The organism is Paraclostridium sp. AKS73 (genome assembly GCF_025671395.1).
Classification (GTDB): domain Bacteria; phylum Bacillota; class Clostridia; order Peptostreptococcales; family Peptostreptococcaceae; genus Paraclostridium; species Paraclostridium benzoelyticum.
Map to the genome: position 1 here is coordinate 51,413 of NZ_JAIXHU010000015.1, position 20,990 is coordinate 72,402.

At 26.8% G+C, this 20,990-nt stretch carries 28 protein-coding genes and 3 pseudogenes; 4 read left to right on the top strand and 27 right to left on the bottom strand.

Annotated features, from left to right (window positions below):
* Positions 1-16: 16 nt before the first annotated feature.
* The 19 genes and pseudogenes from rpsB to LEQ07_RS10175 all read right to left on the bottom strand — a co-directional run bounded on the left by rpsB (position 17) and on the right by LEQ07_RS10175 (position 14,105).
* Positions 17-739 (bottom strand): 30S ribosomal protein S2, encoded by a 723-nt coding sequence (gene rpsB / locus LEQ07_RS10085; RefSeq protein WP_021433574.1) that lies wholly within the window; start codon positions 737-739, stop codon positions 17-19.
* 317 nt (positions 740-1,056) lie between these two features.
* Positions 1,057-1,440: a hypothetical protein gene (locus LEQ07_RS10090; protein ID WP_263330550.1), complete on the bottom strand. Its 384-nt coding sequence runs from the start codon at positions 1,438-1,440 to the stop codon at positions 1,057-1,059.
* A 2-nt stretch (positions 1,441-1,442) separates the two neighbouring features.
* Entirely contained in the window at positions 1,443-2,243 is an 801-nt protein-coding gene (locus tag LEQ07_RS10095) for a D-alanyl-D-alanine carboxypeptidase family protein (RefSeq protein WP_263330552.1), read from the bottom strand.
* A gap of 78 nt (positions 2,244-2,321) precedes the next feature.
* Entirely contained in the window at positions 2,322-3,089 is a 768-nt protein-coding gene (locus LEQ07_RS10100) for a potassium channel family protein (protein WP_263330554.1), read from the bottom strand.
* A 300-nt stretch (positions 3,090-3,389) separates the two neighbouring features.
* The gene (locus LEQ07_RS10105) at positions 3,390-4,379 is read right to left on the bottom strand and encodes a protein kinase domain-containing protein (protein WP_046823894.1); all 990 of its coding nucleotides are present in this window, start codon (positions 4,377-4,379) and stop codon (positions 3,390-3,392) included.
* A 335-nt stretch (positions 4,380-4,714) separates the two neighbouring features.
* On the bottom strand, positions 4,715-5,362 hold the full coding sequence (locus LEQ07_RS10110) for a VanW family protein (protein ID WP_442952419.1): 648 nt from the start codon (positions 5,360-5,362) through the stop codon (positions 4,715-4,717).
* A 72-nt stretch (positions 5,363-5,434) separates the two neighbouring features.
* Positions 5,435-5,993: pseudogene (locus LEQ07_RS10115) on the bottom strand (peptidoglycan binding domain-containing protein); the annotation flags it as partial.
* A gap of 109 nt (positions 5,994-6,102) precedes the next feature.
* Positions 6,103-6,738 (bottom strand): endonuclease/exonuclease/phosphatase family protein, encoded by a 636-nt coding sequence (locus LEQ07_RS10120; RefSeq protein WP_263330558.1) that lies wholly within the window; start codon positions 6,736-6,738, stop codon positions 6,103-6,105.
* 30 nt (positions 6,739-6,768) lie between these two features.
* Positions 6,769-6,927 carry a hypothetical protein gene (locus tag LEQ07_RS10125; RefSeq protein WP_021429484.1) on the bottom strand — a complete coding sequence of 53 codons (159 nt, stop codon included), beginning with the start codon at positions 6,925-6,927 and terminating at the stop codon, positions 6,769-6,771.
* 371 nt (positions 6,928-7,298) lie between these two features.
* Positions 7,299-8,171, bottom strand: coding sequence for a DMT family transporter (locus tag LEQ07_RS10130; protein WP_046821969.1), 873 nt, complete (start codon positions 8,169-8,171; stop codon positions 7,299-7,301).
* Positions 8,172-8,233: 62 nt separating this feature from the next.
* Positions 8,234-8,815, bottom strand: coding sequence for a CDP-alcohol phosphatidyltransferase family protein (locus LEQ07_RS10135; protein ID WP_046821968.1), 582 nt, complete (start codon positions 8,813-8,815; stop codon positions 8,234-8,236).
* A gap of 8 nt (positions 8,816-8,823) precedes the next feature.
* Complete coding sequence (locus LEQ07_RS10140) at positions 8,824-9,360, bottom strand: TVP38/TMEM64 family protein (RefSeq protein ID WP_317852062.1); 537 nt, start codon at positions 9,358-9,360, stop codon at positions 8,824-8,826.
* Positions 9,270-9,479 (bottom strand): hypothetical protein, encoded by a 210-nt coding sequence (locus tag LEQ07_RS10145; protein ID WP_263330559.1) that lies wholly within the window; start codon positions 9,477-9,479, stop codon positions 9,270-9,272. Before LEQ07_RS10145 ends, LEQ07_RS10140 begins: the two co-directional genes overlap by 91 nt.
* A 16-nt stretch (positions 9,480-9,495) precedes the next feature.
* Positions 9,496-9,972, bottom strand: a complete 477-nt coding sequence (locus tag LEQ07_RS10150) for a (Fe-S)-binding protein (protein WP_263330560.1) — start codon at positions 9,970-9,972, stop codon at positions 9,496-9,498.
* Positions 9,973-10,031: 59 nt separating this feature from the next.
* The gene (locus tag LEQ07_RS10155) at positions 10,032-10,604 is read right to left on the bottom strand and encodes a (Fe-S)-binding protein (protein ID WP_263330561.1); all 573 of its coding nucleotides are present in this window, start codon (positions 10,602-10,604) and stop codon (positions 10,032-10,034) included.
* 80 nt (positions 10,605-10,684) lie between these two features.
* Positions 10,685-11,377 carry a TVP38/TMEM64 family protein gene (locus LEQ07_RS10160; RefSeq protein ID WP_263330562.1) on the bottom strand — a complete coding sequence of 231 codons (693 nt, stop codon included), beginning with the start codon at positions 11,375-11,377 and terminating at the stop codon, positions 10,685-10,687.
* A 10-nt stretch (positions 11,378-11,387) separates the two neighbouring features.
* Positions 11,388-12,359 (bottom strand): sulfurtransferase, encoded by a 972-nt coding sequence (locus tag LEQ07_RS10165; RefSeq protein ID WP_263330563.1) that lies wholly within the window; start codon positions 12,357-12,359, stop codon positions 11,388-11,390.
* 204 nt (positions 12,360-12,563) lie between these two features.
* Positions 12,564-12,725: a hypothetical protein gene (locus LEQ07_RS10170; RefSeq protein WP_156344347.1), complete on the bottom strand. Its 162-nt coding sequence runs from the start codon at positions 12,723-12,725 to the stop codon at positions 12,564-12,566.
* An 89-nt stretch (positions 12,726-12,814) separates the two neighbouring features.
* Positions 12,815-14,105: pseudogene (locus tag LEQ07_RS10175) on the bottom strand (NCS2 family permease).
* A 213-nt stretch (positions 14,106-14,318) separates the two neighbouring features.
* Here LEQ07_RS10175 and LEQ07_RS10180 point away from each other — a divergent pair.
* The gene (locus tag LEQ07_RS10180; protein WP_046821962.1) at positions 14,319-14,663 is read left to right on the top strand and encodes a RidA family protein; all 345 of its coding nucleotides are present in this window, start codon (positions 14,319-14,321) and stop codon (positions 14,661-14,663) included.
* Between the two features lie 106 nt (positions 14,664-14,769).
* Here the strand turns inward: LEQ07_RS10180 and LEQ07_RS10185 are convergent, their stop codons facing one another.
* From LEQ07_RS10185 to LEQ07_RS10210, 6 genes are all read right to left on the bottom strand, one after another.
* Positions 14,770-15,138, bottom strand: a complete 369-nt coding sequence (locus tag LEQ07_RS10185) for a hypothetical protein (protein WP_263330564.1) — start codon at positions 15,136-15,138, stop codon at positions 14,770-14,772.
* Between the two features lie 35 nt (positions 15,139-15,173).
* On the bottom strand, positions 15,174-15,605 hold the full coding sequence (locus LEQ07_RS10190; RefSeq protein ID WP_263330565.1) for a hypothetical protein: 432 nt from the start codon (positions 15,603-15,605) through the stop codon (positions 15,174-15,176).
* Positions 15,606-15,619: 14 nt separating this feature from the next.
* Complete coding sequence (locus LEQ07_RS10195) at positions 15,620-15,952, bottom strand: hypothetical protein (RefSeq protein ID WP_263330566.1); 333 nt, start codon at positions 15,950-15,952, stop codon at positions 15,620-15,622.
* 12 nt (positions 15,953-15,964) lie between these two features.
* The gene (locus LEQ07_RS10200; protein WP_263330567.1) at positions 15,965-16,789 is read right to left on the bottom strand and encodes a hypothetical protein; all 825 of its coding nucleotides are present in this window, start codon (positions 16,787-16,789) and stop codon (positions 15,965-15,967) included.
* Positions 16,782-17,435 (bottom strand): ABC transporter ATP-binding protein, encoded by a 654-nt coding sequence (locus tag LEQ07_RS10205; protein ID WP_317852063.1) that lies wholly within the window; start codon positions 17,433-17,435, stop codon positions 16,782-16,784. The genes LEQ07_RS10200 and LEQ07_RS10205 overlap by 8 nt, the downstream gene beginning before the upstream one ends.
* A gap of 105 nt (positions 17,436-17,540) precedes the next feature.
* Positions 17,541-17,840, bottom strand: coding sequence for a GntR family transcriptional regulator (locus tag LEQ07_RS10210; RefSeq protein ID WP_263330568.1), 300 nt, complete (start codon positions 17,838-17,840; stop codon positions 17,541-17,543).
* A 213-nt stretch (positions 17,841-18,053) separates the two neighbouring features.
* On the opposite strand from LEQ07_RS10210, the gene LEQ07_RS10215 reads away from it, so the two are divergent.
* From LEQ07_RS10215 to LEQ07_RS21300, 3 genes and pseudogenes are all read left to right on the top strand, one after another.
* Positions 18,054-18,593: a hypothetical protein gene (locus tag LEQ07_RS10215; RefSeq protein ID WP_263330569.1), complete on the top strand. Its 540-nt coding sequence runs from the start codon at positions 18,054-18,056 to the stop codon at positions 18,591-18,593.
* Positions 18,514-19,463, top strand: a pseudogene (locus tag LEQ07_RS21295) (carbon starvation CstA family protein). The gene LEQ07_RS10215 and the pseudogene LEQ07_RS21295 overlap by 80 nt, the downstream one beginning before the upstream one ends.
* An 11-nt stretch (positions 19,464-19,474) precedes the next feature.
* The gene (locus LEQ07_RS21300) at positions 19,475-20,137 is read left to right on the top strand and encodes a carbon starvation CstA family protein (RefSeq protein ID WP_332843086.1); all 663 of its coding nucleotides are present in this window, start codon (positions 19,475-19,477) and stop codon (positions 20,135-20,137) included.
* Positions 20,138-20,170: 33 nt separating this feature from the next.
* Here the strand turns inward: LEQ07_RS21300 and LEQ07_RS10225 are convergent, their stop codons facing one another.
* Both LEQ07_RS10225 and LEQ07_RS10230 read right to left on the bottom strand, forming a co-directional pair.
* On the bottom strand, positions 20,171-20,653 hold the full coding sequence (locus LEQ07_RS10225) for a DUF975 family protein (RefSeq protein WP_263330570.1): 483 nt from the start codon (positions 20,651-20,653) through the stop codon (positions 20,171-20,173).
* Positions 20,602-20,931, bottom strand: a complete 330-nt coding sequence (locus LEQ07_RS10230) for a hypothetical protein (protein ID WP_263330571.1) — start codon at positions 20,929-20,931, stop codon at positions 20,602-20,604. The genes LEQ07_RS10225 and LEQ07_RS10230 overlap by 52 nt, the downstream gene beginning before the upstream one ends.
* Between the last annotated feature and the right edge of the window lie 59 nt (positions 20,932-20,990).

A 20,990-nucleotide genomic window follows, 5' to 3' on the forward strand; every position in this document is an offset into this window, starting at 1 on the left:
CCATTAAATTATTTTATTATTCTTGATCTTCAGTTACTTCTTCTTGATCATCAGCTATAGCTTGTCTTCCTTCTATTATAGCAGTTGCCATAGCACCAGTTATTAACTTAACAGCTCTTATAGCGTCATCGTTACCTGGTATAGCAAAGTCTAATTGCTCAGGATCACAGTTTGTATCAACTATACCTATTACTGGTATACCTAATCTGTGAGCTTCTTGTATAGCTATGTTTTCTTTTCTTGGGTCTACTACGAATATAGCAGCTGGTAATTCAGGCATATCTTTTATACCGTTTAAGTATTTCTCTAATTTTTCTTTTTCAGCTCTTAATTTTATAACTTCTTTCTTAGGAAGAACGTTGAATACTCCTTCTTCTTCCATTTTTTCTAACTTTCTTAACTTGTCTATTCTAGTCTTTATAGTTTTGTGGTTTGTTAACATTCCACCTAACCATCTTTCATTAACGTAGAACATTCCACATCTTTCAGCTTCTTCTTTTATAGCTTCTTGAGCTTGCTTCTTAGTTCCTACGAATAATATAGGTCTTCCAGTTTCAGCTACTTCTTTAGTGAATCTGTAAGCTTCCTCAACTTTTTTAACAGTTTTTTGTAAGTCTATTATATATATTCCGTTTCTCTCTGTGAATATATATTGAGCCATCTTAGGATTCCATCTTCTTGTTTGATGTCCGAAATGAACACCAGCTTCTAATAATTGTTTCATTGATATTACTGCCATTTTTACCTCCTGGTTTTACCTCCGACTTGATCAACTCTCTAAAAAACCCTCTAGGCACCTTTTAGAGATCACATAGCCGTGCGTTATTTTATTTTTTACCTCAGTTAGTATATCATAGCCTATTATAAATTACAATATATTTTATGAATTTTATATCCTTATTAATATGTACTATTATTTTATATTTTTCTTCATTTCCCTAATTAATTATTGACAAATTTTAAAATATATATTCAAATTAACTTTTTTAAATCAATTTTTAATTTTTCAGCACACAAAAAAATAAGATAGATGATTAACTCTATCTTATTTTTGTGTTATTTTGAAAGTAACATTTTAATTTTAGTAATTAAAGATGCATTATTCACATCTTTAGCACTAACTATATCAATGCTTCCCAATATTTCTCCATTATCAGTATAATATTTAATTACACCTAATACATCACCTTTTTTAATAGGGTATTCTAGTTCTTTTAAAGTTAACTGGGAATTTAAATTTTCTTTATTTCCTAAGATTGTATATAACTCATCTTTAGTTCTAAGCTCTACTTCTAATTCTTCTAATCCTTTTATATATTTTTTCCCTATCAAATCATTTTTTCTTATTACTCGTTCTGTATGGTAGTTTTCTTTTCCATAGTTTAGCATATCTAACGATGCTGATAGTCTTTTGTTTTTGTGATTAGCTCCTAAAGACACCCCTATAACTCTATATTTCCGTATATCATTTTGTTTTTTACATTCATCGAAAACGATAAGCAGTATCCTGCATTGCCTGTATATCCAGTTTTAATTCCATCAACATCAGGAATTATTCTTAATAAAGGATTTGTGTTATTTTTTTCGAATCCTCTACTTGGATTTGAATAAGTTCCCATATCAGTAACTGATGTAACTTGTTTTTCATAATTGTCAAACATGTACTTTCCAAGGGTTGCTATATCTCTAGCTGTTGATATATTTTGTTTTGGTTGAGCCTTAGGATTTTGTAAGTCATATATAGGTAATCCATGAGGATTTACAAAGTGAGTATTATTCATACCTATATCTTTAGCCTTTTTATTCATAATCTTTACAAACTCTTCTGGGCTTTTCCCTATATGAGTAGCTATGGCAATTGCTGCATCATTTCCCGAAACTATCATTAACCCTTTCATTAGTTCAATTAACTCTACATCTTCATTTTCTTTCAAATGATAACTCGATCCTTTTACAGATGCGATTTTTTTAGTTATTTTAATTTTATCTTTCGCATTTACTTGCTTATTTTCAATAGCTTCTATAGCTATTAAAAATGTCATCATTTTACTTAAACTAGCTAATGGTCTTTTTTCATCTGGGTTTTTAGCATATAAAACTCTATTTGTATCTTGGTCTATTAATATAGATGATAGAGAATACTTATCTACTTCTTTTTCCTTTTCTGTTGCAAATATAGTGTATGGAGTTATAAATGCTAAAATTAAAATAAATGATACTGTTTTCTTTACTCCTAATGTCATTTTTTTCACCTTCTTAAGTTAATAAGTATATATTAATTTTTAACTTATTTACTTAAATATATATCTAGTAATTATTTACTATCTTGACATTTTCCTAAAAATTACAGAAGCCCATGATGCTCCCATAGTTACACCAATAAAAACCTCTATACTTACTAGCACTTTCCCAGCTATATTTATTACCGTCATATCTCCATATCCTACTGTACTAAATGTAATCATACTAAAATACCATAAATCAATATAGGTTTTAATAAAATCATGTATGTTTTTAAATTTATCTATTTTTATTATTTCATTGTTATAATTAATTCCCGTTATCATATATAAAATAGCAAACAAACTTATTATAAAAAAAGATATTATAAAAATATTTAGAGGCTTTTCTCCATATCCAATTATTATCCTTGATAAAAAATCCATAAATTTAGCATTTATATATTGCATATTACTTCTAAATGCACTTCTTTTTATACATCTGCCTCCATAATATCTTTCCATATAATAATAGTGTCCAAGTTTTTCATAATCTCCAGTTACACTACACTGATTTTTTGCTATTCTATAATTAATCTTTGCATTTTCATAATCATTTTTACTATACTCTATATTTTTCAATAAAACTTTCGAACAGTTACTAAAAATAATACCATCTAATCTAGGCATATTTTTTATATTTTCAAAATAAACCTTCTGACCTTTTATCTTTGAATGTATAAAAATTTTTTCACTAGTTAAATTTTTAGCAAAATCTACATTTTCAAATATACAATCTCCATAAAAAACACATTTTTTAAAAGATACATTACTTTTAAATATGACATTTCTAAAAATAATATTTTTCAAATCTACAATTATCAAATACTACATCTTTTTTAAATAAAGCATTAGAAAAATCTATATCTTCATTTTGACTTAACTCATATAGTTTATCGCTATTTATAATAACAACTTCATCAAATATTAAAATTAGTATTAATCTATAGCATTGTTTGTTTTTTTAAATTTATATGTGATCTAATCATCGACTATACGTCCTCCAAATTTTATAGTTATTATTTTTGATATTAACTAAATTTTATTCATAATATAATAACTTCATTAGTTATAAAAAAAACTGTTTCAAAGTTAATCTTTGAAACAGTTTTAATTTATAGTCATTCCAAGCACTAAAAAAGAAGCTATAGCAATTGCTCCTAGTGCTGCAAATTTACTAAATCTATGTATGTGTTTATTATTTTTTATATGTTCATCTTTATATACTGCTAAATCTTGCTCAATATTTTTATTTTCCTCATCTTTTTCACATATGTTTTCAACTTCATATAAATATTCACTTAAGTCTATTATAACTTCTTGAGGTGTTTGATATCTATGCTTTCGACTTAATAATTTTTTCACTATATTTATTATTTTTTCCGGACTTTTTTCAGTATCAATTTGTTTCCAACATATCCCCTTGTCCATTCTTCTTATAATATCCTCTTCATTTTTTGCTTCTCCATAAGGGTGTTCTCCAAATATCAACTCAAATAAAATTACTCCTAAAGCGTGAAAATCACTACTTTTATCTGTATATCCTAGGCAAATCTGATGAGGGCACATATACTTTAAATTTTTAGAAAATTTTTTTATTCCATTATTAAAAATTTTATTATTAGATTTTATAATTCCAATATTACTTAACTTTACATTATAACCTTCGTCTATAATTATATTGCTCGGCTGTAAACATCCATGATATATATCATAACTATGTATTACTTCTAGTGCATTTAATATTTGTCTAAAAATTATAATTATTTCATCAATATTCAATTTATGAAATTTAGTTAGTTGATTTAAAGTACTACCTTCCATATACTCACTTATAACATAGTATAATTCCGTTCCATTTTCAAGTTTATCCATACCTACATCTTTTACTTTAAGTATATTTGGTGAGTTAATTTCATTTATAGATGTTGATTCATCAATTAAATTCGATATAAATTTTTCACTTCTAATTATTCCTTTATCTATGATATTTATAATAACAAGTTGCTTATCGTAAGAATCTCTTCCTTTATATAGACACGAGTTAGAACATCTTCCTATTTCTTCTACAATTTCATATCTTTTTCCTATATATACCAAATAATCTCCCTCCCAATATGCATGCAAACATTTTCTACCCTCAGTTATATTATAACAACTTTGGAAATAATTGTAATTAATAAGTATTACATGACCACATTTATATTTTTTTGTTATTTTATATAGTTTCAGTGTTTTAGTTTATTTTTGTGGTCATACCCAATTATTATTGACTTTAAACTTTTTTAAATTCTCTGAAATTAATATAGAGGTGTTTTAATATTTACAAAAATATCCGTATACAATTTGCTAGATTTATAGAAGTCAAGCAACTATAACCCTTTAAAATTATATACGGATATATATATATATTATTTAGTATATTATTATTAATTTTATTTTTTCTTATATGAACTTGTTGTTATGTACTCTTTTTTCGTTACTTTTCCGTTAGAATCTTTAAACTCTCTATAAGTCTTAACCACATTACTACTTCCTACATTTTCAGTTACTACACTTATATTTTGTTTATCCTTTGAGCTTCCATATATAGTACTTGTTACTGTTCCATTATATGCTGAATTTTTTATATATATAGGATGTTTATATGGATTTTTAAATTTTAAATCTATAGATCCATAGGCAACAGTTGCATCTTTTCCTTTAGGTGCATATGTAGATGGCAATGAGTGATTTCTAACATTTGTTATATCAAGCCCTGAGTAAAGAGCTGAGTTATATATAGTTGTAGATACTTGACATACGCCCCCTCCAGATCCATCTTGCACCTTCCCATTTACAATTACAGGTGCATCTTTATAACCATTAGATCTACTTCTAGGTCCCGTTGATGTATTGTATGAGAATTCTTCTCCTGGCATGAGCACTATATTACTAGTACTATTAGATGCCCTAATTATATTGTAAGCTCTATTAGCTGATGAATTTGTATATCTAGTACTGTGAGTTGCCAATAATGAGTCTACACTTTTTAACATATCTGAAGTTATACTTGGTTTTTCGCTTTTTATGGAAAGCTCCATCCCGTTAAACTTATTTTCAGCTAAAGATTTTTTTATATTTTCCTTCGTAGATTTTTTATCTACTTCTTGTCCTATAACCTCTGAAGTTATAGTGAAACTTCCTGAATCTGATATATATAGCTTTGCATCAGCAACTTTTTTATTTGCCTTTTTGCTTATTTGATCTAATGCCGAATCTAATTTTTTCATTATATGTAGGATTTATAGCTATTACTTCTTTATTTCCTCTTTGAAGTGAAATAACTCTTTCCACATTTTTAAAATACGAATCAGTTTTGTTGAATTGGTATGCATTATCAACAAATTTGTTTACATCGTATTTTAAATCAATTTTATTTGGATCTATTGTAAAACTTTTATCATTGTAATCTACAGCTATACTTTTAGGCTTATATTCATTTGCTACGGCTAATTTAGCCTCATTAGGTGTAAGATCTGAAACATTTACATTTCCAATATACATATTAGTAGCTATCTTGCCATTGTAAATGTATTTTTTATTAAATGATTTTATGCCTATAGCTGCTATTATTATAAGTGTTAAAATAATTGCTGCTAAAATACTTAAATTTTGATGTGTTATTGAGTTTTGCTCTTTCTTTTTTTCTTCTACTGCTATATTTTGTTGCATTTCATTCCCCCCTACTTTGCTTAAGATAATTATATTTAAATGAACTTTATAAAACAACGTTTCTTAAGTATATGTAACTTTATTGTCACAATTGTAGAGGCTTGTATATTTATATAATAAATTCTCCTATTACAGGATAATGATCAGATAAATTAATAAATTCAACTTTATATCTACTCGGTCTTAGATTTTTAGACATAAAGATATAATCTATTCTGGATTTACTAGGTTCAAAAGTTTCTATATTTTCACAATCAAACAATATAGCTAAATCATAATATTCTTTTATTTTTACATTTATTTGGTTAAAATCACCACATATAATAATTTTTCCTCTTAATTTTTTTCCATAGTTATATATTTCCTCAATTTGAATTTGTCTTTCTTCTTCACTTAACCCTAAATGGGTATTTATTATGTTAACTAATTTATTATTTATAAAAAATTGTGTATGAATAAATCCTCTTTGCTCTTTTTTGCTACTTAAATAAAATCCATCTACATAGTTTACACATTTAGTAAAATAGATAGCAATTCCATAATTATCACTTTTTAGTTCTACAGTTTTTAAAAAGTAACCTTTTATATTTAAATCATTTAAAATTCTAAAATGTATACTCTCTAGCACTTCTTGAAGACATATTATATCTGCATTTATATTTTTTAAAAAACTTAATAATTCATCTAGGGTATCTTTATTGTGTAAATCCATCCCTTTATGAATGTTGTAAGTTATAATTTTCATTTATCCTCCTAAATTTTAGTTGCATAAATTTTAACTTCTTTCTTTTTTTATCCTTGTACATTTACCTTGATTTATAACAAATAAGAATCCCATTTTTTTATATAATTCATCTAATTCTCCTATGCTAACATCTCCCTTTCTTAGGTTATTTATAGTTATTTCCTCTAGTCTTCTATTTGATATCATCATTGGTCTTTCTCTCCTTCATAAATTAATAATTTATACTATTTATATTCATGTATGACATTATTTATTACTAAACTTCAACCGAACAACTGTTCCTTTAATACTTATTATAAATCAAACACCTGTTCGTTTTCAATAGGAAAATATTATTTTTTATGTTTTTTTGTCATTTTTTGTGAAGAAAAGAGTGCTATATAATAATTTTTAATATTATATAGCACTCTAATTAACTAAGCATTTATTTATTTTATCTATTTTAAGGAATTTTTATATTGTATACAATATACTATATATCATAAATCACATTTTGTCAACATAATAAACTATACTTTTTATATATAGTGTACACATTTTAAAATTTTATAAATCCAAATCTAATTTTTAGTTTTTTTATTATTTAAAAACATGTAATATGATGCTGAAAATATTATTATATAGCCTATAAAACTGTACTTATCCGGAATCACATTAAATACGACTATACTTATAATAGCTGAAAATATTATATTTGAATAATCAAATATAGAAATTTCCTTAGCTGGTGCATATTTATATGCAAGAGTAACTCCAAATTGTCCAATACTCGCAAAAACGCCTCCTAAAACTAAATATAAAAATTGTATAAGAGTCATAGATTTGTATGTCATAATTGCAAACGGAAATATTGAAACTGTTGAAAATAATGAAAAGAAAAATACCACAGTGTAAAATTTCTCTTTTGCACCAAGCACTCTTAGGCAAGTATACGCTGACGCTGCAAATATAGCCCCTAGGATTCCTGCAACATATGGTATCATAGCAAAATTCAATGTTGGTTTTATTATAAACAAAGCTCCTATAAATGCTATAATTACCGCTATAGCTTGATTTGACTTAATTCTCTCCTTTAAAAATATAGCTGAAAATATTATTACAAAAAACGGACTTAGTTTATTTAGCATATTTGCATCTGATAAAACCAATTTGTCAATAGCATAAAAATTAAGTATTATTCCTAAAGTACCAAATATAGATCTTAAAATTAATACTTTTCTATTTTCTTTACTTCCAAACGCACTTTCTTTATATTTTAATATTAATGTAAATGCAATTATACATGATACTAAATTTCTAAAAAAAGTTTTCTGAACACTAGGCAAATCACCAGATAGCTTTATAAAAGCTGACATCATAGCAAATCCAAATGCAGATAAAATTATAAATACTATTCCTTTATTTCTATCACTTAAATTATTTAATTTCCCCAAATTTTACACCTCCGTAACTAATCATATATTGTATACAGTATAACATATAATGAAAGATGTTTTTACAATATCTTCTTAGCTTCTACTATTCTTTGTATTATTGTTATAAATATAATAGCTGAAAATAAATTTGTAAAAATTACTATATAACTCGGAAATAGTATCATTAAGCTAAACATTAAAAACCCTTCACTTCTTTCAGCAACTCCAGCTTGATAATAAAAAGATTTTATGCCTTTTTTTTCTACTAAAGCCCCTACTGTTAAAAATATAGTCATAGAAATTATAATGCATATAAGTAGTACAATAAAATTAATTCGTGCATTTGAGTAACTCATCGCTAATGATAGTATTATAGATGTTTCAACAATTCTATCAAAAGTTATATCCATTAATGTTCCAAATAAAGATGTAGTTTTAGTTTTCCTAGCTATAGCTCCATCTATAGCATCTAAATAGCCTGATATCCAAAGAGTTATAACTGCAAGTATATTCATATCAATATATACGAATATACTTGTTAGTATACCTAAAAATAACGCTATAACAGTTACATTATTTGCAGTTAAATTTAACTTAATAAAAAAATCAGCTCCATAATTTATAATTGGATCTATATACTTTCTTCCATGTGTATCTAGCACAATTTCACCTACTTTTTCTGTGTATTTATAAACTTATTTTTTAAAACAATTGATGATAAAATTAACAGTATAAGAGCCATTATAGATAAATAAAAGCTATTGCTCCCAATATCAACTGATTGCGCTCCAATATTTGTAAATACAAGAATTCCTGGAATAGTTCCCACTATAGTTGCAAATATAAAATCTCTATATTTTATATTTGTAAGACCAGCTCCATAACTAATCACATCAAACGGAAACAAAGGTATAAGTCTAAGTAATAAAATGACAAAAAAGCCTTTTGAATTAATCATTTCCTCTATATAATCTAATTTTTCTTTCGTAATTTTCTTTACAAAACTTCTTCCAAGTTTTCTAGATATATAAAAAGATAAGCTTGATCCTATAAGAGCACCTATAAGAGTATATATGTACCCTTTGTATAATCCAAATATAATTCCTCCTCCAATTGCTAAGATTGAATCTGGAAAAGAGTTAAAGGTACTAATGCAAACATTATAATATATACAAACGGTGCTAGTTTCCCAAATGAAGTAACATATTTTTGTATATCATTTGGGCCTATATCCATGTTTAAAATTTTGTATAGAATGCTTCCAATTACAAAAACTATAATTCCCGATAATACTAATTTTAAAAACTTGCTAAATTTATAGTTCATACCAACCTCCAATTGATTATTTGCATAGTGTAGTTGTTTTATATCTTGTAATCCATTTATTCAGTGTTTTTATCTTAGATTGTGTAAATACATTTTTATTTATAACTTCTTCATTAAATAGCAAGTCTAGTATATGAAGTATATTTTTATTCGAATTTAAAAGTGATTCACAGCACGATTCACAGTAACAAATTATATTTTCGCACGCAGTCTCATCAGCTCTACTATTCATCTGCTTTAAAGCAAGTTTGTAATTTGTTACTCCCACCATGCCTCCAGCGCCACAACAAACAGTATCTTTTTTGTTGTTTTTAAACTCAATTGTATTTAACCCTATCTCTCTTAATATCCATCTAACACTATCATGTATTTGTTGTTCATCTCTTGTAGAGCATGAATCATGTATCGCAACTTTTATGCCTTCATAATTATTTTTTAAATTATTTGGAACTCCAGTTTCATTTATAACTTCATATACAGTCTTTATCTTCACACCTTTGCTGTGTTTTTTTATAGTATTGTAGCAATTCGGACATGCAACTATAATTTCGTCTATTCCTTCTTTTTTATATATTTTTCTAAGCTAGAATAATATTTTTTAAACTTATCTTCATCTCCCATTGATAATGTTGGTTTTCCACAACACTTTAATGTCATTCCAATATTAGTATAATACTGCTTCAAGTATTCATATGTCTTTAAAACAATATCTTCACTATAACTGCTTAAACTACATCCTGGTAAAAATACCGTTTTATTATTATTAACTTTTAAGCTTTTTGAGAATATAGGCGAAAAACTATTCATTTGATGAAACCTAACAACTTTATATCCATCTCTTTTTACTTTTTGTTTATTATTTGAAACTGCATATTTTCGTATTTCATAAAATGTAGATTTTAAGTCTATTCCTTTAGGACACTTACTTGTGCATAATCCACAAAGCATACATGAATATGCAACTTTTCTTATATCTATACTATCGTCTAATATTCTATTCATTAAATCCTTTGGTGAATTCTCAAACTCTTTCATCATAGGACAATCGTGAAAACATAACTTACAATTTATACATTTATTTTCATCATCTTTAACTTTATTTTTTAAATTTTCATTTAGCTCCATTCATCCTCACCTCTCATATATACAAAATGAAATATCCCAAAATTTGATTAACAAATTTGGGATATTTCTTATACTAAATATTAACTAACCTTATTTTTATCATTATATATTTTCTTTAGTACATATATTAAAACACTTATAGCACTAAGTGTAAGAATTCCCATAATCATTAATTTAGCCCCACCAGTAAGCATATCTCCAACATACGAATATATTATAGTTGCTGGAAGCTGCCCAATCCCAGTAGCTATAAAAAATGATACAAAACTCATAGATGTCAATCCTGCTGCATAACTAACTAAATCAAACGACATAAATGGAAGCAATCTCGCTATTAATATTGTATGTTTTCCATATTTATTGAAAAATTCATCTACGCTATCAATAGCAAACTTACTTGTAAATTTTTCTACTGTATCTCGTCCTAAAAATCTTGCTATATAAAAACACAATGCAGCTCCTGCCATAGCACTAATCCAAGAAAGAATAGCGCCCTTTACCCATCCAAATAAAGCTGCATTTGCAAACGTTATTAAAAATGCAGGCAACGGAGCAGCTACAGACTGAAGTATCATTAAAGTAAATGATATAATCGGTGCCCAAATTCCAAACGATAAAATATATTGCTTTAAGCTTTCTAAATTTAACATACTTAAGTAAAATATCATTTGATTTATAAATCGATTAACAGGTCCTACAAATAAATATATACATATAATCAGAAGTAAAACTCCTATTTTTAAAATTAAAGATTTTTTCTTTTTTTGTTTCATAATTTACCTCTTATTTCTCAACAGGATTAGTTTTGTCTCCTGCCCACTCATAGTAAGATGCATCATAGTTTTTAACATTATCATATCCTATTGATTTTAATATTAATGCCATGTGTCCTGATCTAATTCCAGATGTACAATAAGTAACTATTTCATCATCTTTATTTATACCTGCATCTTTAAATAACTTTTCTAAATCCGCTTTAGATTTTATAGTTCCATCTTCATTATACACTTCATTAAATGGTATATTTATAGATTTAGGTATATGTCCACCTCTAGCTTCTCCAAACTTAGTAGAGCCATCATACTCATCTTTTTCTCTTGTATCTATTATTTTAACATCATTCATTTTTTCTTTTAAAGTCTTTGTATCTATGTTTATATCATTTTTAAGTTCTTTTATAACATACTCTGATTTCTTAGGATCCACTTTTTCTTTAGATATTTCTTCTCCGTTAGATTTCCAAAGGTCCATTCCTCCGTTTAACATTCTAACATCTACTCCTGTTTCTTTGAACATCCAAGCTAGTCGTCCGTCTTCACCCCATCCATTTTTCTGAGCATAAACGATAACTTTTTTATTTTTGTCTATTCCAAGGTCTGAATATATCTTAGATAGTTGATCTTTATCTAAAAGAGTTCCCCAATCCTTGTCTCCTGCTTTACCTTCCATTTTACAGAAACTTTGCCAAGCTACATTTATAGCTCCTGGTATATGTCCTTTATTATAGTCATCTTCACTTCTAGCGTCTATTATTAATATATCTTTATTCTTTAAATTTTTATTTAACCAGTCTACACTTGTAAAGTAATCATTGTTTTCATATGTATAATCCTGTTTTGTTGTTTGTACACTTTGTTCGTTTTTTGTAGTATTAGTGCTTTGTTCATCTTTTTTATCGGTACAACCTACTACTATCCCACTAGTTATTAATAATGAACTAACTATTAGCACTGCCTTTTTACTTCTAATGTTCATATGAATCCTCCTAAATAATTTTCAAGAATTTTTTGTCACTTTTTGTGTTACATCTTGGATTATATCATACTACATATTAGATCAACTATAGAAAAAACTATATATTCATTATTAAATATAGTTTAAATCTATCCAATTTATTAAATCTGAAGTTTAATTTCAAAATAAAAAAGGCCAGATTCAACTCCGGCCTTTTTTTTATTATTATTTAAACATTTTTTTACTAGCTTTTTTCATATCTTTTGCAACTTTTTCTCCTGCATGTTCTACTGAGTTTGAAAAAGATTGTATACCTTTTGACATATCATGGCCTAGTTCTTCCATTTTATGTCCCATTTCTTTAAACATTTTATTTTTCTTAGCCATTATATTCACCTCTTTATTATTTTATAAATTATTTTGCTCACAATTTATATTTCTATTCTTACTATTAAAGAGGCAAATCTTTAAAATATCTATATTAAGAATTTAAGTATAAATACAAATCCTATAATTACAGTAGTTATACTTATTTCTTTAACTCTACCAGAAAATAATTTTAATATTATATAAGATATCACTCCAAAAACTATACCATCAGCTATAGAATATGATAGAGGCATCATTATTATAGTTAAAAATGCTGGAATAGCCTCTGTAAAATCTTCTAAGTTTATTTCTTTTATAGGCTCTATCATGAATAATCCAACTAATACTAGTGCTGATGCTGTAACAGCTGGAGTTATTATAGCGAATAAAGGTGCAAAGAATAGCGCTAAAAAGAACATAACTGCAGTTGATACAGCTGTAAGACCTGTTCTTCCACCTTCTGCAACTCCTGATGCACTTTCAACAAAAGTACTTACTGTACTTGTCCCAAGACAGGCTCCTATAGTAGTTCCTATTGCATCTGCAAATAATGCTTTCTTCACATTTGGTACTTTTCCATTTTCATCTAACATTTTAGCTTTTGTAGCAACACCTACTAAAGTACCTATGGTATCAAACATATCCATAAATAACAGTGTAAATAAAACTATAACCATATCTAAAGAGAATATGTTATGCCACTCAAAGCTAAGTACAGTTGATGAAATTGAAGGAGGCATACTCATTACTTTTGTTGGTACATCTATAACTCCCATAGGTATTCCAATTATAGTTGTAACTATCATTCCTATAAATAATGCTCCTTTTATATTTTTAGCTAATAATATAGATGTTATTAGTATCCCTATTAAAGCTAATAATCCAGTTCCTGAAACTATATTTCCAAGAGCTAATATAGTCCCTCCACCTTCAGGGTGAACTATAACTCCAGCTCCTTCTAATCCAATTAATGAAATTAATAGTCCTATTCCTACTGAAATAGCTTTCTTTATGTTACTTGGAATAGAATCAACAATAGCTTCACGCACATTAAATAATGTTAATATTATAAATATAATTCCTTCTAAGAATACTGCTGTTAATGCAAATTGATATGAATATCCCATTCCTATTACTATAGTATATGCAAAATGCATTTAATCCCATACCCGGGGCTAAAGCAAATGGTAATCTTGCATATAATCCCATCATAAGAGTAGCTATAACTGCAGATAAAGCTGTAGCTGTAAACACAGCTCCATAGTCCATTCCTGCTGCAGATAATATACTAGGGTTTACTATTAATATGTATGCCATTGTCATAAAAGTAGTAATACCTGCTAAAATTTCTGTTTTTATAGTAGTATTGTTTTCTTTAAGTTTAAAATACTTATCCATTTAAATCCTCACTCTTTCTGTCGAATTTTGTTTTTCACAGAACTCTATCATATCATATTTTAAATTTTTATGCACATTATTTCGAATATTTTTTTATTTATATACATTTATGTATGTGTTTTTATTTTATATTTTATTATGCAATTGAAAATGTTTTTGTATTCATTTATAATTAAACATTGAAATTAATTTTTTATGGGAGGAAATTATACTATGGAAATAAAAAGATATGAAGGAACTGGTAGAATGAGCAGGGCAGTTGTACATAACAACACAGTGTATTTATGTGGACAAACGCATGGAGAAGGTGACGTTAAAGAGCAAACTAAGATGGTATTACAAAAAGTAGAAGATTTATTAAATAAATACGATTCTGACAAAGATCATATATTATCTGTTACTATATATTTAAGAGATATGAAAGACTTTGCTGATATGAATTCAGTTTGGGATTCTTGGGTAAACGAAGGCTCTGAGCCTGTTAGAGCTTGTGTTGAAGCTAGATTAGCTAGGGAAGCTTTATTAGTTGAGATGTCTGTTACTGCAGCAGTTAAATAATTAGTAATAAAAGCTATAAAACACAACTTTATTTGTATTTTATAGCTTTAAACTTAAATTTCATTAGTTTTCAATATAAAATTAATACTATCCTCAGGCTTATTCTCTATATATTCTCCCATATATAAGGTGTCCCCATTTTTTCATCTACTACAACTATACTATTTTTTAAATCATCATCTCCAGAGTACTCACCTCTAACAGCTTTATAACTTCCCATGCATATATATAATCTTTTATTTATAACTCTAAAGGATTCTATATATGACATTTCATTTAATTTTTCTACTTTATACTTTTGGCTTTTTTCTACTCTATTATTTTTTAAATCTATTGTATATTGAATTATATTTGTGTAACTATCATCACTATCATTTTTATTAAGCAAATATAGCTTGCCTTTTTCTATACTATATTGAATTGTATCTGTATCAATTGCTTCAATATCCTTATTATTAATTGTAGGCCCTTCCATATATTCAAATTTATTTTTTTTAATATCATAATAAATTAAATATACTTCTCCATTTTTTTCTTTATCCTTGGATAAGTTTCTATTGTTGAATATAATTTTCCATCATATTCAAAGCATGTTTGATTATTACTTATTATTATTTCACTATCTTTTTTCTTTTGTACAAATTCTCCAACTTTATCAATTTCTTTTTTATTTAAATTAAATTTATAAATATCAACAGCTACATCACCACTGCTTGTAATATTTCCTTTTGCAGAGTACTCAACATCTTCAGATACACTCGATAATATATATACATCTTCATTTTGAATACCCACAGTAAGTCCATAAGTAAAATTACTTTCTCCATCAAGACTTTTTGGTAAAGTTAAATCATATTCTTCAACTTTATCACTAGTAATATTTTTATTCACTATTTTAAAACTTAAGTTAGCATCACCTGTACCTGTATAATTTATTCCCATATCCTCTATATAACCTATATTTTTTCATTATAATATGTTTGATTGTATTGGTGTGCATTTTTAAATATATCCTTGTGTTCATCTTTTATTTTAATATTTTCTCTTAGATTATATATTACTTTGGAATTCTTTTTTACTGTAAATTTATCTTTAGATGTTATAGTTTGAACATTTCCATATACTCCATTTTGAGTTTGAGATATAAATAATACATCTCCTATCTCACGTTGATTTCCCTTTATATCTACTAATTCAGGCTTGGGTTGATTTATAATAAGACCTAATAAAACTAGTATAAAAGAGAATACCGCTAATACTAAAATTGTAATTGATAATTTTTTATTCATACAAACCCTCCTTTATACACAAACCCTTTTATTTATTAATCTATACGAAATTAATATAGATACTACAAATAATAAAATATAGTATATTATGTGATTTAGTAATAAGTTTCCTAAAACCTCAGTATCTAATCCTATTATAAATACATATCCTATTATAGTAATTAAAATGTATCCAACCCCTAGTAATACTCCAACTTTTTTAAAAGATCTTTCTATTAAAACACCAGTAAATATAACTACCACAGCAATTATTATCCCAAATAAATCTATCATTAAAAAGTCTAATAAATATGGCGATACTACGTTTATTTGATTAATTGATTGCATCATATTAGTATATACATTCACAAAATTTGGAGATCCTATTCCAGCAATTGCTTTTATAATATTTAAGTCAATATACCAAAATAAAAATTGACATGCGATTACTCCATATATCATAACAAGCACCATAATTAACTTAGATATATATATATTAAATCTTGGTTGTGGAAGACTTAATAATATATATATTGTTTTACTTTTTGAATAATAGTCTCTATACCATATAATAGTTGCATATAATAAACAAAATAATACCGCTACTCCTAAAGCCATACTACCGTATATATATATATCATTTTTTGTAAATTCATTTACAAAACTATAACCTAAATTAGTTTTTAGTATGTCTAGATTCATAGGTAAATTATTTTCTAAACTAATCCTTTTTACAGAATCATATAAAGTTTTCATAACTCCAACTAAATTAGCTATAAATAAGGTTCCTATAAGCAAGAAGTACAATTTGTATATTCGTTTAAACTCTATATTATATAAAGTGAGTATCCTATTCACCTTTATATACCTCCCTCATTTTATCTATTATTGATTTTCCTTCTTCTTCACGAGTCTTTTCTGCATTGAAAACTAAAGAAAGTTTTCCATCATCAATAAGAATTACATCATCTGCTATCATTTCAATTTCAGCTATCTCATGAGTAGTTATTATTATACTTTGTTCATCACTCACATACTTAGTCATTACACCTAAAAAATCTTCTCTTTTAAATATATCTATTCCTGAGAATGGCTCATCTAATATAGTGTATTTAGCATTTTGAGCAAACCCTAATATAATTTTAACCCTCGCAATATTCCCCTTTGAAAGCTCTGAAATTTTTTTATCATCAGTTAAATTAAATAGTTTTAGCATATCATATGCTTTTTCACTGTCCCATTTTTTATAAAATTCTTTCATAAATTCAAAACTTTCTCTTATTGTAAGTTGTGCAAAATAGTTATCTACATCTGGTACAAAGGCTAGTTTTTCATATATTTTATAATTTATTTTTTCTCTGTCTATTAATATTTCCCCTCTATCTAATTTTACAAGTCCACATATAGCTTTCAAAATAGTCGACTTACCAACCCCATTTATTCCTAATATGCAAGTTATCTTTCCCTCGTGGATTTCAAAGGATATATTATCTAATGCTTTTATTTTTTGTACTTTTTACTAGCATTTTTTATTTCTATCAAATTTACTCCTCCTAAAATCTATCATTTATTATATTTATAACTTCTTCTTTTTTAACGTTTATAGCTTTCATACTTGATATAAATGATCCATGGATTCATTTATTAAATCTTCCTTTATTTTTGTTATTATAGAACAATCATCCGTTATGTTGCTCTGATAGTTTCTATGAGTTGTTATTATCCCCATTTCTTCCATTTCTTTATATGCTTTTTGGACAGTATTTGGATTTACTTTTATCATAACCGCCATATCTCTTCTAGACGGTATTATATCTCCTATCCCTAATTCACCTACTACAATCTGTTGCTTTATATATCGTATAATTTGAATATAAACCGGTTCTTTATCGTTTGGAATAAAACTCATAATTTCCACCTCCGTATCACTGTACCATGCAAATAGCACACCTCTAAGTGTATTATATATATAGTACACTTAGAGTTCAACTGTTAATTTAAGTAATAAACTCATTTATATATATAAATACATTTAATTTATTGTTTCATACATAATAAAGCCCTAATATTTATATAAATGAATTAAGGAGGTGATTTTATTTTAGATAAACTTAAATCCTCTATGAAAAATCAATTTAATATATATGAAAACTATACAGTGTCTGACTATAACTTTGATTTTATGGGGGAATATATACTTACCAATTCAAAATACTTTTTAAATAAAAAAAAAGTAATTTGGTCTTATGATAATAAAGAGTATGTGTTTGCAAAAGAATTGGATAATCTATCTATCGATTACTTAGAAAAAAATTTGTTATCTTTTACTGATTTTGCTATGCAAAACCTTGTACAAGTTGATGAAAATCACATGTCTACAACTATAACTCTATTTGTGTCTACAGATCATATCGATAAAGTTTTAAAATCTAAAATACCTAAGATAAAAAAAAGAAGAAGCTATATGTTAGGCCTTAAAGGCTATTCATCACTAAGAATAATCCTTTTTGATAAATCTACAAATGAATTTATTTATAACTGCGATTCTAAAGATGTCATTCACTTTTATAAGGAGGTTTATTATGAATTCATTAACACTACTTTTAATAAGTGCACTTATTCTTTTTATAGGATATGTATGTTATGGCGGCTATTTAGCTAAAAAATGGGGCGTAGATGATACAAGAAAAACACCAGCTCATACTAAATATGATGGCGTTGACTATGTTCCTTCCAAATCACCAGTGTTATTAGGTCATCACTTCGCCTCAATTGCTGGTGCAGGTCCTATAGTAGGTCCTATTCAAGCAGCTATATTTGGTTGGATTCCTGTTGCCCTTTGGGTCTTAATAGGAAGTATTTTCTTTGGTGGTGTTCAAGACTTTGGTTCTTTATTTGCATCTATTAGACATGAGGGGAAATCTATAGGTGAAATAATAGAATCAAATATGGGTAAAAAAGGCAAAAAGCTTTTGCATTATTTGCTTGGTTAACTCTAGTTTTGGTTGTTTCAGCCTTTGCAAATATAGTAGCTGATAACTTTGTTTCTACCCCACAAGCTGCTAGTGCTTCAATATTTTTTATAATTTTAGCAATTTTATTTGGGATAGCAGTTTATAGATTTAAAATGCCTTTAATTCCAGCTTCTATAGTAGGTGTTTTAATGTTATTTGGATGTATTTACTTAGGTTTTTTATTCCCTATAGCTTTAAGTAAACAAACTTGGATAATATTACTTATGATCTATATTTTCATAGCTTCTGTAACTCCAGTTTGGATATTACTTCAACCTAGAGATTATCTTAACTCTTATCTATTGTATGCAATGATAATTGGAGCTCTTTTAGGTATTGTCATATTAAGACCAGAAATACAAATGGATGGATTTGTAGGATTTAATGTTAGAGGTCAATACTTATTCCCTATATTATTTGTAACTGTTGCTTGCGGAGCTATTTCAGGATTTCATTCACTTGTTGGATCTGGTACATCTTCAAAACAATTGTATAAAGAATCAGATGCTAAAAAATAGGTTATGGAGCTATGCTTATAGAAGGTCTTCTGGCAATTGTTGCTCTTATAACTGTAGCTTATATTTCTAACAAACAATTTGGAAGTTTATTAGGAAACGGTGGTCCTGTCAACGTATTCTCTGAAGGAATCGCTAATTTTATGGCGTCGTTTGGTATTCCTTTTGTTATAGGTAAAACATTTACATCACTTGCTATATCTGCATTCGCTCTTACATCTTTAGATACTGCTACTAGACTTGGTAGATTTATATTCCAAGAGTTTTTTGATACTAATGGTTTAGACAATAAAGGCGCTACAAAAGCCAATCTACTTAGTAATATGTATGTTTCTACCACTATAACAGTTGTATGTTCTGGTCTTTTAGCTGTTATGGGTTATGAAAAAATATGGCCTATATTCGGATCTGCAAACCAACTTTTAGCAGCAATAGCATTAATGGCAATAGCTATATGGCTTGCTAATTCAAATAAGAGTTTCAAAGAATTTATAATTCCTATCATTTTTATGTTCATAGTTACTATCGTATCATTATGCTTTAATATAAAAGCTAATATAGGAGTTAATTATGCCCTTGTAATAATAGCAGTTCTTTTGCTTGTTTTAGCTCTTATATTAATAAAGGAAGCTATTATGTTTATAAAAAAGAAAAAGATAAAGATTTTAAATAAATAAAAATAAGCTATCTTAAAAAAGATAGCTTATTTTTTATTTATTTAAATAGTTAAAACTTAAATCTCTATAAAAGTTAGCTTGGGTTAATCTTATATATGGAATTAGCCATAAAAAACCTATACCAAATGTAAGTGTAGATAAAATAGCCCAGCCTATAAAGCTTAACTCTATAACAAAAAATTTCCATTTATTACCCTTCATCATTTTTATACTTAATCCCATAGCTTCTATAGTACCTAAGTGTTCATGTTCTATTATTATATATGGAGTTAACATTAAAGCAAGTTCAAGTATAGTTAAAAGTATTAACAATACCAATATCACCAAAATTCCAAATATAAATCCTGCTCCGAATCCTGATTCTGAAAAAGTAAATACAACTGTTCCACCTAGCGCTATACCTATTATAATAAATGTAGCTACAAATACAATTGCAGATAATATAACTGTATATATTAATGCTTTTATAAATTTACTTTTAGAAACCAAAACATCTGAAAAAGAACCATTTCCCATTTTTCAATAAACATTAAGTAAAAGTTAGGAATTCCTATAGTTATAAATACTCCAAATCCAAATGACACTACAAACATTACTAAAGCTACTAACATAGAGTCTGATTGTCCTTGCAACATACTTATTATTATAGATGCTACACTATAAGATAGTGTCAATAATACAGGTATCTTCCAATTTCCCTTTAATTGACTTTTCGATAATTCTTTTAGTTGAACTCTATCGATTTTAAACGCCCCCTTATTTTTAATTTGTATGACATTTAAAAGTACATACATTATATTATATTAAAAACTTTTTATTTATTGATTAAATTATTAATTTATTGATATATATA